The 13,480-nt window shown below is 58.8% G+C and carries 11 protein-coding genes and 2 pseudogenes; 11 read left to right on the forward strand and 2 right to left on the reverse strand.

Annotated features, from left to right (window positions below; translation table 11 throughout):
• The first annotated feature begins 3 nt into the window (after positions 1 to 3).
• The gene (groL, locus tag GVL52_RS03155; protein ID WP_160003901.1) at positions 4 to 1,629 is read left to right on the forward strand and encodes a chaperonin GroEL; all 1,626 of its coding nucleotides are present in this window, start codon (positions 4 to 6) and stop codon (positions 1,627 to 1,629) included.
• 269 nt (positions 1,630 to 1,898) lie between these two features.
• Positions 1,899 to 2,777 carry a beta-1,6-N-acetylglucosaminyltransferase gene (locus GVL52_RS03160; RefSeq protein ID WP_160003902.1) on the forward strand — a complete coding sequence of 293 codons (879 nt, stop codon included), beginning with the start codon at positions 1,899 to 1,901 and terminating at the stop codon, positions 2,775 to 2,777.
• A 463-nt stretch (positions 2,778 to 3,240) separates the two neighbouring features.
• Here the strand turns inward: GVL52_RS03160 and GVL52_RS03165 are convergent, their stop codons facing one another.
• Positions 3,241 to 4,323 (reverse strand): LacI family DNA-binding transcriptional regulator, encoded by a 1,083-nt coding sequence (locus tag GVL52_RS03165; protein ID WP_160003903.1) that lies wholly within the window; start codon positions 4,321 to 4,323, stop codon positions 3,241 to 3,243.
• 312 nt (positions 4,324 to 4,635) lie between these two features.
• Between GVL52_RS03165 and GVL52_RS03170 the strand changes: the two genes are divergently transcribed.
• The 9 genes and pseudogenes from GVL52_RS03170 to GVL52_RS03210 all read left to right on the forward strand — a co-directional run.
• Positions 4,636 to 5,628, forward strand: a complete 993-nt coding sequence (locus GVL52_RS03170) for a phosphoglycerate dehydrogenase (RefSeq protein ID WP_160003904.1) — start codon at positions 4,636 to 4,638, stop codon at positions 5,626 to 5,628.
• 4 nt (positions 5,629 to 5,632) lie between these two features.
• On the forward strand, positions 5,633 to 6,562 hold the full coding sequence (locus GVL52_RS03175) for a dihydrodipicolinate synthase family protein (RefSeq protein WP_160003905.1): 930 nt from the start codon (positions 5,633 to 5,635) through the stop codon (positions 6,560 to 6,562).
• A gap of 42 nt (positions 6,563 to 6,604) precedes the next feature.
• Complete coding sequence (locus GVL52_RS03180; RefSeq protein WP_160003906.1) at positions 6,605 to 7,519, forward strand: SMP-30/gluconolactonase/LRE family protein; 915 nt, start codon at positions 6,605 to 6,607, stop codon at positions 7,517 to 7,519.
• 42 nt (positions 7,520 to 7,561) lie between these two features.
• Positions 7,562 to 8,620, forward strand: a complete 1,059-nt coding sequence (locus GVL52_RS03185) for an ABC transporter substrate-binding protein (protein WP_160003999.1) — start codon at positions 7,562 to 7,564, stop codon at positions 8,618 to 8,620.
• Positions 8,621 to 8,627: 7 nt separating this feature from the next.
• Positions 8,628 to 10,094, forward strand: a complete 1,467-nt coding sequence (locus tag GVL52_RS03190) for a sugar ABC transporter ATP-binding protein (protein ID WP_160003907.1) — start codon at positions 8,628 to 8,630, stop codon at positions 10,092 to 10,094.
• Entirely contained in the window at positions 10,091 to 11,098 is a 1,008-nt protein-coding gene (locus tag GVL52_RS03195; protein ID WP_160003908.1) for an ABC transporter permease, read from the forward strand. The genes GVL52_RS03190 and GVL52_RS03195 overlap by 4 nt, the downstream gene beginning before the upstream one ends.
• Positions 11,095 to 12,045, forward strand: coding sequence for an ABC transporter permease (locus GVL52_RS03200; protein WP_160003909.1), 951 nt, complete (start codon positions 11,095 to 11,097; stop codon positions 12,043 to 12,045). Before GVL52_RS03195 ends, GVL52_RS03200 begins: the two co-directional genes overlap by 4 nt.
• A gap of 146 nt (positions 12,046 to 12,191) precedes the next feature.
• A pseudogene (locus GVL52_RS03205) lies at positions 12,192 to 12,714 on the forward strand (pyridoxamine 5'-phosphate oxidase family protein).
• An 18-nt stretch (positions 12,715 to 12,732) separates the two neighbouring features.
• Positions 12,733 to 12,960 (forward strand): annotated as a pseudogene (locus GVL52_RS03210) (GMC oxidoreductase); the annotation flags it as partial.
• A 32-nt stretch (positions 12,961 to 12,992) separates the two neighbouring features.
• On the opposite strand, the gene GVL52_RS03215 reads toward GVL52_RS03210, so the two are convergent.
• Positions 12,993 to 13,409 (reverse strand): MarR family winged helix-turn-helix transcriptional regulator, encoded by a 417-nt coding sequence (locus GVL52_RS03215; protein ID WP_160003910.1) that lies wholly within the window; start codon positions 13,407 to 13,409, stop codon positions 12,993 to 12,995.
• Positions 13,410 to 13,480: the final 71 nt, after the last annotated feature.

Here is a 13,480-nt window from a genome sequence, read left to right on the forward strand (position 1 = left end):
TCCATGTCTGCCAAACAAATCAAATTCGGCCGTGATGCACGCGAAAAGCTGCTGCGTGGCGTCGATGTTCTCGCCGACGCGGTAAAAGTGACGCTCGGCCCCAAGGGTCGCAACGTCGTGATCGACAAATCCTATGGTGCGCCGCGCATTACAAAGGATGGCGTCACTGTCGCCAAGGAAATCGAACTTGACGACAAATTCGAGAACATGGGCGCCCAGATGGTGCGCGAAGTTGCTTCGAAGACCAACGACGTCGCCGGCGACGGCACAACGACTGCGACCGTTCTCGCTCAGGCGATCGTTCGCGAAGGCGGCAAGGCGGTAGCTGCCGGCATGAACCCGATGGACCTGAAGCGCGGCATTGACTTGGCCGTCACAGCTGTCGTCAAGGATTTGCTGGCCAAGGCCAAGAAGATCAACACTTCGGAGGAAATCGCCCAGGTCGGCACAATCTCTGCCAATGGCGAGAAAGAAATCGGCCAGTATATTGCTGACGCAATGCAGAAGGTAGGCAACGAGGGGGTTATCACCGTCGAGGAAGCGAAGACCGCCGAGACCGAACTCGAAGTTGTCGAGGGCATGCAGTTCGACCGCGGTTACCTCAGCCCGTACTTTGTCACCAATGCTGAAAAAATGGTGGCGGAACTGGAAGACGCCTACGTGCTGCTGCACGAGAAGAAGCTCTCCAACTTACAGGCCATGCTGCCGATCCTGGAAGCTGTCGTACAGACCGGAAAGCCGCTGTTGATTATCTCCGAAGACGTCGAAGGCGAAGCCCTTGCAACGCTCGTCGTCAACAAGCTGCGCGGCGGCCTGAAGATCGCTGCTGTCAAGGCTCCTGGCTTCGGCGATCGTCGCAAGGCCATGCTGGAGGATCTTGCCATCCTGACCGGCGGCACAGTCATCTCAGAAGATCTCGGCATCAAGCTTGAGACTGTCACGCTTGAGATGCTCGGCCGCGCCAAAAAGGTCTCGATCACCAAGGAGAATACCACCGTTGTGGATGGTGCGGGCACCAAGGCCGATATCGACGGGCGTGTTGCCCAAATCAGGGCGCAGATCGAAGAGACTACGTCGGATTACGACAAGGAAAAACTCCAGGAGCGTCTTGCCAAGCTTTCCGGCGGCGTTGCCGTGATCCGCGTCGGCGGGTCGACCGAAATCGAAGTCAAGGAAAAGAAGGATCGCATCGACGACGCGCTGAACGCCACGCGTGCTGCGGTCGAGGAAGGCATCGTTCCCGGCGGTGGCACGGCCCTGCTGCGCGCCTCTATTGTCCTCGACATCAAGGGCGAGAACGACGACCAGAACGCCGGCATCAGCATCATCCGCAAGGCTCTACAGTCACTGGTTCGCCAGATCGCCGAAAATGCTGGCGATGAAGGCTCGATCGTGGTCGGCAAGATCCTCGAAAGCAACACCGACAACTTCGGTTACAATGCCCAGACTGGCCAATTTGGCGATATGATCGCCATGGGTATCGTCGATCCGGTCAAGGTGGTTCGCACCGCTCTACAAAACGCCGCTTCGGTTGCCGGTCTACTGGTCACGACCGAAGCGATGATTGCAGACCTTCCCAAAAGAGATGCCCCCGGCGGTGGCATGCCTGACATGGGCGGCATGATGTAACGGGTTTCCTGTCGGAAACTCGAACGCCCACGAACAAACAGGGCTCCGATTGAACGGAGCCCTTCGTTCCTGCGAGAACACTGCTGGTAGCTAATGCCTGGAGGTGCGCGCGCCGCCAATATTTGCAGCTATCCATTTTCCCGAACCCAAGAAGATGTCGGACGACCGGCCTTGCCGTTCGCTGCCCGGCGCGATTCTGAAAGGATCGATGCCATGATTTTCTATTCCTCTAAAAGCCAACAGCCATTCCAGAACTTGGGAGGGGGCGCGTGATCGGCTATCTAATCCTGGTTCACCGTTATCCCGATCAATTCAAACGCCTGTTCAAGGCGATTTATGACGATCAAAACCAGTATGTCGTGCATGTCGACAAAAACTCAGGGGCCGATCTGGAAGCCGAAATTCGTGAATTCCTGCTATCCTATCCAAACGCGGAAATGATCCGGAGCGAGAAAGCCATCTGGGGTGGCTACAGTCTGGTGGAAGCCGAGTTGCGCGGCATGGAGCGCCTGCTGGAAATGGGTCAATGGAGCCATTTCATCAATTTAAGTGGTCAGGACTTTCCGCTGAAGCCACAGAAGCAAATCATAGCATTTCTCAACGCCAACCTTCATCATGAATACATCAAGGTTCTTGATCAGGATCAGGTTCGCCACGATACGATGCATCGCGTGAGCGAATATGTGATCGAGTTGGAGGATAGCATCGAGCGCACAACTCGTTTGAGGCCCTTCCTGACCGGCGCCACGCCTTATATCGGCAATCAGTGGATGATCGTCACACGGGCATTCTGCGAGTTCGTCTGCCACGACCCGAGCGTGAACCGCTACAAGGCGTTTTATGAGAACACGTTGATCGCCGATGAAGGTTTCTTCCAGACGGTCATGATGAACTGTGAGATCAAGAGCGAGATCATCAGTGACGACCTGCGGATGATAGACTGGATTGCGGATGGCGACATCAAATTGCGACCCAGGACTTATCAGAATGCAGACGCTGCTGAACTGAAATCGAGCCCCAATCTCTTTGCCCGTAAATTCGACCAAACTGTCTGTGGCGATATTCTATCGGCTCTGGAGCGGCATCTCGCCATTCAATCTGTTGCGAATGTTGACCCCGCGCGCCTGATTCCGGCGAGTGCGGCTTAGCGGCTGCTTTGAAAACCACTTCGAGCGCGACGGCAAAGACGTGAAATGAAAGTCACAGCTCGGCGTCGCTCAGCGTGAAAGGCTCTTGCAAACACACACATACGCCTACGGTACGGATCTGAAAGCATGCGCCTTCTGTATTCATAGCCCGAGTAACGATCAGTGCACACTTGACAGGAGAACCAAAAATGGGTTGGAAAACGCCGAATATTGAATAGATAAACGGCTACAAAATCGTTGGTCGATGGACCTACCTTTAAGGTCTACGGCGAGAGAGAACAGCTCGGGGATGATTTCCCGTACTCTGGCGAGGCAATTGCTTACGCGAAGTCTCTGCCAAGGCGAGACCCGCCGCGGGGTGAAAACAGCGCGGGAAAAGTTGTTAACCGGGGTATGAACACCATCGCCTTGAACAGATTTGAACCGTTGACAATGCATCCGGCAGCAGGGCGATTTTTCTAGCCTATTGTCTCTGCAACGGCCCGGTGCTTACTCGTACCTTCAATTGAGCTTTCAGTTCTACAGAGATGGGAGATGTTACATCGCCGTTGATAACACTGAGTAACGATTTCGCCGCGCGCACCCCGATCTCCTGATTGTCGACTTTCATCGTTGTCAAATGTGGCATCAGCCGTGAAGATATTGTAAGGTCGTCAAAACCGGTGATGGAGAAATCCATCGGCGCGCTCAAGCCCATTTCGGCTGCTGCAGACAGGGCGCCGAGCGCAATATTGTCATTGCCGCAGACGATCGCCGTAGGACGGAGATCTGCTGCTCGGTTCATGAGAAGGCGGAAGCTCTCGGCCCCAAATTCCATGGTCGACGTACCTATACAAAGATCCCCGGTGGCCACCGCCAGATTGGATTTTGCGAGCGCAGAGCGCATCCCATCGAGGCGAGCCTTGACGCGATCGTTGTTCGCCTCAGGCTGGAAGATAGCTGCAAAACGGCGATGGCCAAGTGATAGCAGGTGTTCGACGATCTCCCTGAATGCCGCCCCGTTGTCGAAACCGATCGAGGGATGCGGGGAGCCCTGCCTGTAGGAATAGGTCACAACGTAAGGGACCTTTCGCGACCTCAACGCGTCGAACAGCTCTTGCGGATGATTTTCTCCGACAATCGCCAGGGCCTCCACGCCACGCGCCAGCATTGCCTGAACCTGCTTCAGTCCCTCTGCCGGATCGTAGTTCGAACAACCCAGGAATAGCGTGAAGCCATGTTCGGCAAACACGCTCTGCATGCCGCTGATCTGGTGCGCGAATATTTCGTTGTCGAGCGTTGGGATGATCGCGCCCGCAATATGAGTCCGGCTCGATGCCAGTGCCCTGCCGGCCGCGTTTGGTATCCAGTTCAATGCGTTGGCAGCTTCCATGACGCGGTCGCGCACGGCTTCCGAGACCTTCTCCGGCTCGTTGAACGCGCGTGAGACCGTGGCTGTCGAGACCCCCGCCAGCTCCGCGACTTCGTCGAGCTTGACACGGCCACTGCCACCGCGTGCACGCCGAAGCGTGGCCGATTTCAGGCGGGTTTTGTCGGGGTTTTCCATGACACGAATCTCTCCAGCATCTTTCTTATGGGCGGCCAAGTTTCGAAAGAAAAGACAAATCTGACGCTTGACAGCTTAACACGCATCCGGCATGTAAGCGCTTACAACCTCTTGGAGGAGAGAAAGATGATTGGCTGTCCAAAATCGCGACGGAGCAGACTTGCTCATATTGGCTGGCTGAAATCTGCCACCGCGTTCTCTCCAGGCCGGCCTTCGCTCCAATCGTGTCACTTAGCCTGGAGCTCGATCCGGACACCCTCCGTCTGCCGATAACTCAACCGCAACATTTCCCGAAACCAGCAAGAACGCGATATGACAAAAGCACGGAAAATCCTCGTCAACACTGAGCAGTTCAAGAACGGCGACGCGCTGTTCGAACCGCTTATCGCCGCCGGCTACGAAGTAGAGGTAAACGAGACCTTCCGGCTGCCAAGCGAAGCGGAACTGATCGAGAAGTTGAGGGATGGAGTCGTTGCGACCATCGCCGGCGGCGAGCCTTACACTGCCCATGTCCTGGAAACGGCGCCCGACCTGAAGATCATTGCGCGTTGGGGTGTCGGCTACGATAAGGTTGACGTGGCGGCAGCCACGAAGGCCGGCATTCCCGTTGCCATGGCGTTCGGTGCCAACCACGAGAGCGTAGCGGAGTATGCTCACGCGATGGCGCTTTCGCTTGCCTGCCGGATCGGCCCGCGAGACGCAATCGTCAAGAGTGGCAAGTGGGTCTTCGACGGCTTTCATCCCGGCCTGTGGGGACGGACTGCCGGCATCGTCGGCCTTGGCCGCATCGGCGGCGCAATGGCACGCCGTTGCGTTGGCGGCGGTATGAAAGTGGTCGTCTACGATCCTTTCGCTACCGATGAGCAACTACAGTCTCTTGGCGCGACGCGCATTGTTCTCGAAGAACTTTTCGCGGTCGCCGACTTGATTTCCGTCCACGCTCCCTCGACGCCGGAGACCCGCCATCTGGTCAATGCAGAGCGTCTGGCGCTGGTCAAGCCTACTGCTATCCTGGTGAATACCTCGCGTGGACCGCTGATTGACGAGACGGCACTGGTCGCCGCGTTGGCGGAGAACCGCATTGGCGGTGTCGGCTTGGATGTGTTTGAGGTCGAACCGTTGCCGGAGAGTTCAAGGCTGCGCAGCTTCGACAACGTGCTGCTGTCGCCTCATGTCTCCGGCATGGACCGCATGGCCGAGCGCCTCGTTACCGAGCGCTGCGTCAGCAATATCCTCGAATTCCTCGGCGGGCGCTCGAAAGCGATTGCCCCATACGTCGTCAATCCCCAGGTACTGGCAGGCTGAATCCATGATCAAGAAGATCGAAGGCATTATCCCCGTGATGATCACGCCGTTCACGAAGAGCGGTGTGATCGACTACCCCGGCGTCGAGAAGCTGGTGGAATGGTATATCGCCAACGGCTCAGATGCCCTGTTTGCCGTTTGCCAGTCCAGCGAGATGCAGTTTTTGAGCCTTGAGGAGCGTGTTGCGCTGGCTGCCTTCGTCCATAAGGCCGCAGCTGGCCGCGTGCCCGTGATCGCCTCCGGCCATGTCAGCGAAACGCTGGAAGACCAACTTGCGGAACTCACGGCAATTGCGGCCACCGGCGTCGACGGCATGGTGCTCGTCACCAACAGGCTGGACGCTAGCCAGCAGGGCGGCACGAAATTCATCGACGACTTGAAATGGCTGCTCGACCGCCTGCCAGATGACCTGACGCTCGGCCTTTACGAGTGCCCCGCACCTTACCGCCGCCTGCTGACCGACGACGAGCTGATGTTCTGCGCAAGCAGCGGCCGGTTCGCCATCCTGAAGGATGTGTCCTGCGATCTCGAAACAGTAACGCGCCGCGTCGAGATGACGAAGGATACGCCGCTTGCCATTGTCAACGCCAATGCCGCGATCGCCTATGACGCGATGAAGGCCGGCTCGCGTGGCTTCACTGGTGTCTTCACCAATTTCCACCCCGATCTCTACAAGTGGATGCAGACGAAAAGCGCGACCAACCCTACGCTTGCAGACGAACTTTCGGTCTACCTCGCTCTGTCGGCGATGGCCGAGCCCATGGGCTATCCGAAGCTGGCGAAGCTCTATCACGAGCGCCTCGGTACGTTTTCCTGCATCGACAGCCGCGTGATCACCTTTGACATCCGGGAGAAATTCTGGGCGCTTGATGCGCTGATGGACAAGATTGTCGAAGGCACAGCGCACTATCGTCAGCGCATCGCCAAAGGCTGATATCGGCTAAAACCGCCGCGATCAGCTGGGAGGAGGATTGATATGAACGATAGCGATTTCGAAGTGCTCGACGCCAGGGCCGGTGACTGCTTCTTGAGCAATGTCTACCGGCTCGAGCGGATCGCGACCGGCATGCGCTGGGCCGAAGGTCCGGTCTGGTTTGCCGATAGGCGTTGCCTGATGTGGAGCGACGTGCCCTCCGACCGCATGCATTACTGGACTGAGGACGGCAATATCGGCATCTTCCGCGAGCCCTCGAACCATTCGAACGGCAATACGCGGGATGTCCAGGGCAGGCTTGTAACCTGCGAGCACGCAACACGCCGCGTCACGCGGACCGAACACAGCGGCAGCGTCACCGTTCTTGCCGACCGGTTCGAAGGCAAGCGACTGAATTCGCCTAACGATGTCGTGGTCAAGAGCGATGGCTCCATCTGGTTCACAGATCCCGACTACGGGATCATGACCGACTACGAAGGCGGCCGGGCGGAAAGCGAGATCGGCGCCTGCAACATCTATCGGGTCGACGATGACAGCGGCAAAATCTCCTGCGTCGCGTCCTGCCATATGCGCCCCAATGGGCTGGCCTTCTCGGCGGACGAAAGCCGGCTGTTCGTCGCCGACAGCGGAGGCTCGCATAATCCGGAAGGGCCGCGGAAGATCTTGGTACACACCGTTGAGAACGGGAAGACACTCGGGCAGCCGAGGCTGTTTGCCGATCTCGGCAGCAATGTCCCGGACGGTTTCCGTCTCGACGATCATGGCAATCTCTGGACCAGCGCCGGTAAGGCTGTCGAGGTCTACGCACCTGATGGAACGCTGATCGGCCGCATCAGGACGGCGGAGAACGTTTCCAACCTGACTTTTGGCGGGCGCCAGCGCAACCGTCTCTTCATTACCGCAACGACGTCGATCTACGCCGTCTACACCGCGGCAAGGGGCATCCAGATACCCTGAACTTTCTGGAATTTAAGAGGAGGAAAACCTATGAACAAACAGATGAAACTCGCAGCCCTGCTTCTGGCTGGCACCGCGTTCGTATCGGCAGCCCACGCCGCCGACGGCAAGGCCACCGGTGACACATCCGGCAAGGTGATTGCCCTGGCCAACAACTATGCCGGCAACAGCTGGCGCCAGGCGATGCTGAAGGACTGGGATACCGTCGCAAAGCAGGCTGTCGAGCAAAAGCTGGTCAAGGAGGCGCCAAGCTTCACGACATCGGAAAACTCGGTCACTGAACAGGCACAGCAAATCCAGAACCTGATCCTTCAGGGCGTCGATGCTATCGTGCTCGATGCGGCCTCGCCGACAGCGCTGAACGGCGCGATCAAGCAGGCCTGCGATGCGGGCATCGTCGTCGTCTCCTTCGACCAGATTGTCACCGAGGATTGCGCCTATCGCATCGCCACCGATAACAAGTCCATGGGCGTGACCGAAGTTGAGTATCTTGCGAAGCGCTTGAACGGCAAGGGCAACCTCCTTGAAGTCCGTGGCCTTGCGGGCGGTGCCATCGACGCCGACATTCATGCCGGCGCGCAAGAGACCATCAAGAAGTACCCGAACATGAAGATCGTCGGTGAAGCCCGCGGTGACTGGACGCAGACGGTTGCTCAGAAAGAAGTCTCTGGCGTTCTGCCGACACTGCCGCAAATCGACGGCGTCATCACCCAGGGCGGCGATGGCTTCGGTACGGCACAGGCCTTCACGACGGCCGGTCGCGAGCTGCCGATCATCATCATGGGCAATCGTTTTGACGAAGTGACTTATTGGCAGAAGCAGCGCGACGCCAAAGGCTTCGAGACGATGTCGATCTCCAGCGCCCCGGGCATGGTACAGATGGCATTCTGGGTCGCCCAGCAGGCTCTCGCCGGCAAGGCCATCCCGAAGCAGATCACCATTCCCCTGCTCGAACTGCACCAGAAGGACCTGGATTACTGGGTCAAGCACACACCGGAAGGCGGCGTGACCACCGCATCCTACCCGCTCAACTGGACAGTCCAGGCGGTCGATGCACTGAATGCCGGCAAGACATTGCCTGACGTTCCTCTGGTAGATTGAGACTGACATGGCCGACCTGAACGCACCCCTCCCCATCATCGCAATGGCTGGAATCGCCCGTAGCTTTGGCTCCATCCAAGCGCTGCGCGGCGTCGACCTGGTGATTTCCCCGGGCGAGGTCGTGGGTCTGGTCGGCCATAACGGCGCCGGTAAATCGACGCTGATGAACATCCTGTCAGGTGTCCTAAGCTTCGATCAGGGCACCTACAGCATAGGATCTTTAAAGCAGGGTTCTCCGGGCGCAGCGTTGCCCGGAGATTGCGGCATTGGCTGCGTGTCGCAGGAACTGCTGCTTGCACCCAATCTCAACGTCGCGGAGAACGCCCGCATCCTCCACCGCGGGCTGACCGGCTTCAGCTGGCGTCGCCGCGCCGGCGACCTGATGATGAAAAGCCTCGACGCCATCTTCCCTGGCCATGGGATCCGGCCGGAAGACGTGCTCGGCGACCTCGCGATCGGCAAGCGGCAGATGGTCGAGATTGCCCGCGCATTTGCGGGAAGCGACCTTAAGCTGATGATCCTCGACGAGCCGACGTCATCCCTTGACGGGCAGGCCTCCGAACAGCTGCTTTCCTATGTGGAGACGCGCCGTTTGCAGGGCCTCTCGGTCATTCTCATCTCCCATCTGCTCGGCGAAATTCTTGCTGTCGCGAACCGCGTTGTCGTGATGCGGGACGGGCAGGTGGTGAAAGACAGCCCGGCGGCCGGACTGACACGGGCTGATCTTGTGGAAGCCATGGGCCACGTCGGCGATGCCGCGGGCGCACACCAGGATGGGCCGACACGCACCACGATTGCGCCGACCGGCAGCGACTGCATCCGGTATCTGAACCGCCGCGGCGACGCGCTGCCCATTTCGGTCAAGCCGGGCGAGGTCATCGGGCTGGCGGGTCTCGCAGGTCGCGGCCAGACGGAATTCCTGCATGCGCTCGTGGATGGACAGGGCGTAGTCGCCGAGCGCGGCGTGAAGAAATCCGCGGTCGCCTTTGTCGCCGGTGACCGGCGCGCTGACGGCGTCTTCCCCGCCTGGTCGGTCCAGCAGAACCTGACGATCCGTGCCATGGGATCGCTGAAGCGCTTCGGATTCCTCAACGCCAGGCTGGAACGCGCGCTGACGCAGCGCTGGAAGGAAAAGATCGAAGTCCGCACCTCCAGCCTCGACACCGATATCGTCACCCTGTCCGGCGGTAACCAGCAAAAGGTGCTTTTTGCCCGCGCGCTTGCATCGGACGCACAAATCATCCTGATGGACGACCCCATGCGCGGCGTCGATGTCGGCACCAAGATGGAAGTCTACCGGCTTATCCGGCAGGAGGCCGAAGGCGGCCGGTGCTTCATCTGGTACACGACAGAATTCGAGGAACTGAATTATTGCGATCGCGTCTATGTCTTTCGCGACGGCGTTGCAGCGGCAGAGTTCCGCGGTGACGACATCCATGAAAAGAACATTGTGGGAGCCTCGTTCGCCGCATGACCGTACTGACCTCCACCACCATCGCAGCTCCAGCACCGACCAGAATTTCGCGCCGTGGCGTAAACGTCGTCGTTGCCCTGCGCCAGCTGCTTCCCGCCGTGATTTTTCTGGCCGTGCTGGGGATCGTCATTTCGCTCAATCCGCGGGTGGCAAGCTATGCCGGCTTTACGCTCATGCTCAGCCTTGCGGTTCCGATTCTTCTGGCGACGCTGGCGCAGATGTTCGTGGTCACCATCGGTGATATCGACCTGTCGATCGGGCCGTTCGTCAGCCTGGTTGCCTGCATCGGAGCGACAATGCTGACCAGCAGCCCGCTTTACGCGGTTGGCCTGCTACTTCTTGCCATCCTCGCCTACGCCGCGGCTGGCGCGTTGATCGAACTCAGACGGCTGCCCTCCATCGTGGTGACACTTGGCCTGTCCTTTGTATGGTCGGGTTTCGCAGTTCTCCTATTGCCGACGCCCGGCGGGGTGGCGCCAGACTGGCTGCGGGCGCTGATGAGCTACCGCCCGCCCTTCGTTCCGCTGCCGTTCGTCATCGCCGCCGTTGCCGGGCTCTTGCTGCACTGGTTCCTCATGCGCTCCTCGGTCGGGGTCGTCCTGCGCGGCGCCGGTGGCTCGCAGCTGGCATTGCGCCGTGCTCGTTGGTCGATCCTCGGGCTTCGCTGCGCGCTTTACTCGCTTTCCGGGCTGTTCGGCGTCTTTGCCGGCCTCGCCCTGCTTGGACTTGCAACATCGGCCGATGCCAACATGGCAAGCCGCTACACTCTGCTCTCCATCGCTGGCGTCATCCTTGGCGGTGGTGAGTTCACGGGTGGACGCATTTCGCCGATCGGCGCAGTTTTCGGGGCCCTGACACTCGGACTGACAAGCACGATGCTGACCTTTATGCGGATCTCGCCCGATTGGCAGATCGGAGCGCAGGGCCTGATACTCGTTGCCGTGCTCGCGCTGCGCGTCAGCATCAACGCTATTGGCAAGAACTGGGAAAAGAGCAAGAAATGAACGCCACGCTCAATCGTCTCTCTGGCTTCCCGTGGATCTGGTCGTTTCTGGCAGCCCTGCTCGTCTGGGCCATTGCCGTGTTTGCGGCTAACGGCCTCGGCGCCGGCGCGATGATCACGGCTGCCCTGACATTCTCTGTTTTCTCGGTCTTTGTCGGCATTGGCCAGATGTTCGTCATGGCCAGCGGTCCCGGCAATGTGGACCTATCGATCCCGTCGATCGTGGCGTTTGGTGGCCTGGTCGCGATGAAGATCATGGCCGGCGACAATGCGATGATCCTTCCCGGCATGCTGGCGGCATTTGCCTGCGGCATCGGCTTTGGCATCGCCAATGCGCTGCTGATACGGATATTGCGGGTCCCACCGATCATCGCAACGCTATCGATGAGCCTGATCATCCAGTCGATCGCGATTGCCTATGGCCGCGGCCTGCTGATTGCCCCGCCGCCGCTGCTTGCCAGCATGACGGCAACACGTATTGCCGGCGTTCCGCTGATGGCGGTCGCTGGCGTCGTTCTCGCAATATTGATGGCTATCGTTCTCCACCGCACGGTCTACGGCCGCTCCGTGCTGGCCGTCGGCCAGAACGAAGGTGCAGCCAGGCTTGCCGGCGTGAACGTCTGGGGCACTCGCTATGTCACCTATGCTCTCAGCGGATTGATGGCAGCGCTGTGCGGCGTGCTGCTCTCCAGCATTTCAGGCGGCGCGTCGCTGGACATGGGCAATGAATATCTCCTTACCTCGATTGCGCTCGTGGTCATCGGCGGCACGAGTGTATCGGGTGGGCGGGCGAACCTCACGGGCATATGGGGAGCCGCGCTGTTCCTCTACCTGCTCGTGTCGATGCTGAACTCCCTCGGGGTCGGCACCGGCTGGCGCCTGGTGATGAACGGCGTCATCATCATCGCGGTCATCGCTGCCGCCGGTGGAGAAGACGGTCGGGCCTGAAGCCCGTTTGCTTCTTGTTGTGTCAGACTTTGAACGGAATCGAACCGGCGGCACCACTCATAGGTCGGCAGCTAAACGCTTGAATTTCCGGCAAATCCATGACTACCTGCCGCTAACTGCATGATAGCATTGGGGGCGCATCAGCCGTGGCAAAGCAATTCGAACGCATCGACGCGCGGCTAAGGGACTTCATTGGCCGGCAACACATTTTCTTCACGGCCTCGGCCACGAGCAGCTCTCGGGTGAATGTTTCACCTCGCGAGACTGGCTGCCTCCGAGTGGTCGGTTCCAACTCACTTGTCTACCTGGACAGGACTGGGAGCGGGAACGAGACCGCCGCTCATTTGCGCGCAGACGACCGACTGACAATAATGTTTTGCGCAGTCGAAGGACCTCCGATGATCCTTCGCCTTTACGGCCGAGGACGGGCGATACATCGTCGAGGGATCAGAACCGTTGGGATCGCGTCAGATCATCTGGCTGGACATCGATCTGGTGCAGACCTCATGCGGCTTTGGCGTACCTTTGTTTGACTACAAAGCTGAGAGGGCAAGTCTCGACTAATGGACACAGGCAAAAGGCCCAAGCGATCTCGAGAACTATCGTCGGGAGAAGAACACATACAGCATGGACGGCCTTCCGACAGGCATGTTCGACGAACCTTCGTAACATCTGCGACCGTCGCAAACCCGCCCGTTTGACCGAAACACAACGTCTCATCAGTGCGGGACTGTGAAGATTGGATGCGACCCCGCCTCGTCTCCCCTCAACCCATTTGGGCAAGCGTTCGATCACCCCAATCTCTATGTCACCGATGCGAGCAGTCTTGTCACATCTGCCGCAGTAAACCCTTCGCTGACCGTTGCGGCGATGTCACTTCGCGCAGCTATTCATCTGGTCAAAGCCCATCGGTGAAATGGGGTATCGCTTCCATGTGAGTGGAGCATTCAAACGATCTGCTTGATGAAGCTTTCCAACATCGTTTTTAGACGCTGAGCGTCCTCATTGCCGTAATTGTCTTCTACTTTAGCCTCGTGTTCTTCGACGCGCTTGTTTTGGGACGCAAGCATTGATGCGCCCTTGTCGGACAAAAACATCCGCACCTTACGGCGATCCGCAGGATCGGGCACGCGATAGACGAGCGCATCCTGAACCATACGGTCTACGAGTTTGGTCAATGTGGGCAGATTGAGCGCCAGCTCGTCGGCAAGCTTGCCCATAGGCAACCCACCGGACTCGGACAGAACCTTCATCAATCGCCATTGGTCCAGAGACACGCCCTCGGCCGTGAGCTGTCGGCTCAAATGGCGATTGGCCTGGGCAAGCAGGTGCGACAGATGTTCGTTCAACGAGCGTTCAGCCATGATTCTTTAAAGAGCAATTGTTTAATCGGAAACTATATATATAGTGCTTCTGTCGCGCCGCATAGGGCGAG

The sequence above is a fragment of the Rhizobium sp. 18055 genome (assembly GCF_902706285.1).
Lineage (GTDB): Bacteria > Pseudomonadota > Alphaproteobacteria > Rhizobiales > Rhizobiaceae > Rhizobium.

What these genes read in the sequence shown, in the direction of transcription:
- groL (WP_160003901.1), top strand. Translation starts at nt 4, where the DNA reads ATGTCTGCCAAACAAATCAAATTCGGCCGTGATGCACGCGAAAAGCTG.
- GVL52_RS03165 (WP_160003903.1), bottom strand. Translation starts at nt 4,323, where the DNA reads ATGGAAAACCCCGACAAAACCCGCCTGAAATCGGCCACGCTTCGGCGT.
- GVL52_RS03170 (WP_160003904.1), top strand. Translation starts at nt 4,636, where the DNA reads ATGACAAAAGCACGGAAAATCCTCGTCAACACTGAGCAGTTCAAGAAC.
- GVL52_RS03175 (WP_160003905.1), top strand. Translation starts at nt 5,633, where the DNA reads ATGATCAAGAAGATCGAAGGCATTATCCCCGTGATGATCACGCCGTTC.
- GVL52_RS03180 (WP_160003906.1), top strand. Translation starts at nt 6,605, where the DNA reads ATGAACGATAGCGATTTCGAAGTGCTCGACGCCAGGGCCGGTGACTGC.
- GVL52_RS03185 (WP_160003999.1), top strand. Translation starts at nt 7,562, where the DNA reads ATGAAACTCGCAGCCCTGCTTCTGGCTGGCACCGCGTTCGTATCGGCA.
- GVL52_RS03190 (WP_160003907.1), top strand. Translation starts at nt 8,628, where the DNA reads ATGGCCGACCTGAACGCACCCCTCCCCATCATCGCAATGGCTGGAATC.
- GVL52_RS03195 (WP_160003908.1), top strand. Translation starts at nt 10,091, where the DNA reads ATGACCGTACTGACCTCCACCACCATCGCAGCTCCAGCACCGACCAGA.
- GVL52_RS03200 (WP_160003909.1), top strand. Translation starts at nt 11,095, where the DNA reads ATGAACGCCACGCTCAATCGTCTCTCTGGCTTCCCGTGGATCTGGTCG.
- GVL52_RS03215 (WP_160003910.1), bottom strand. Translation starts at nt 13,409, where the DNA reads ATGGCTGAACGCTCGTTGAACGAACATCTGTCGCACCTGCTTGCCCAG.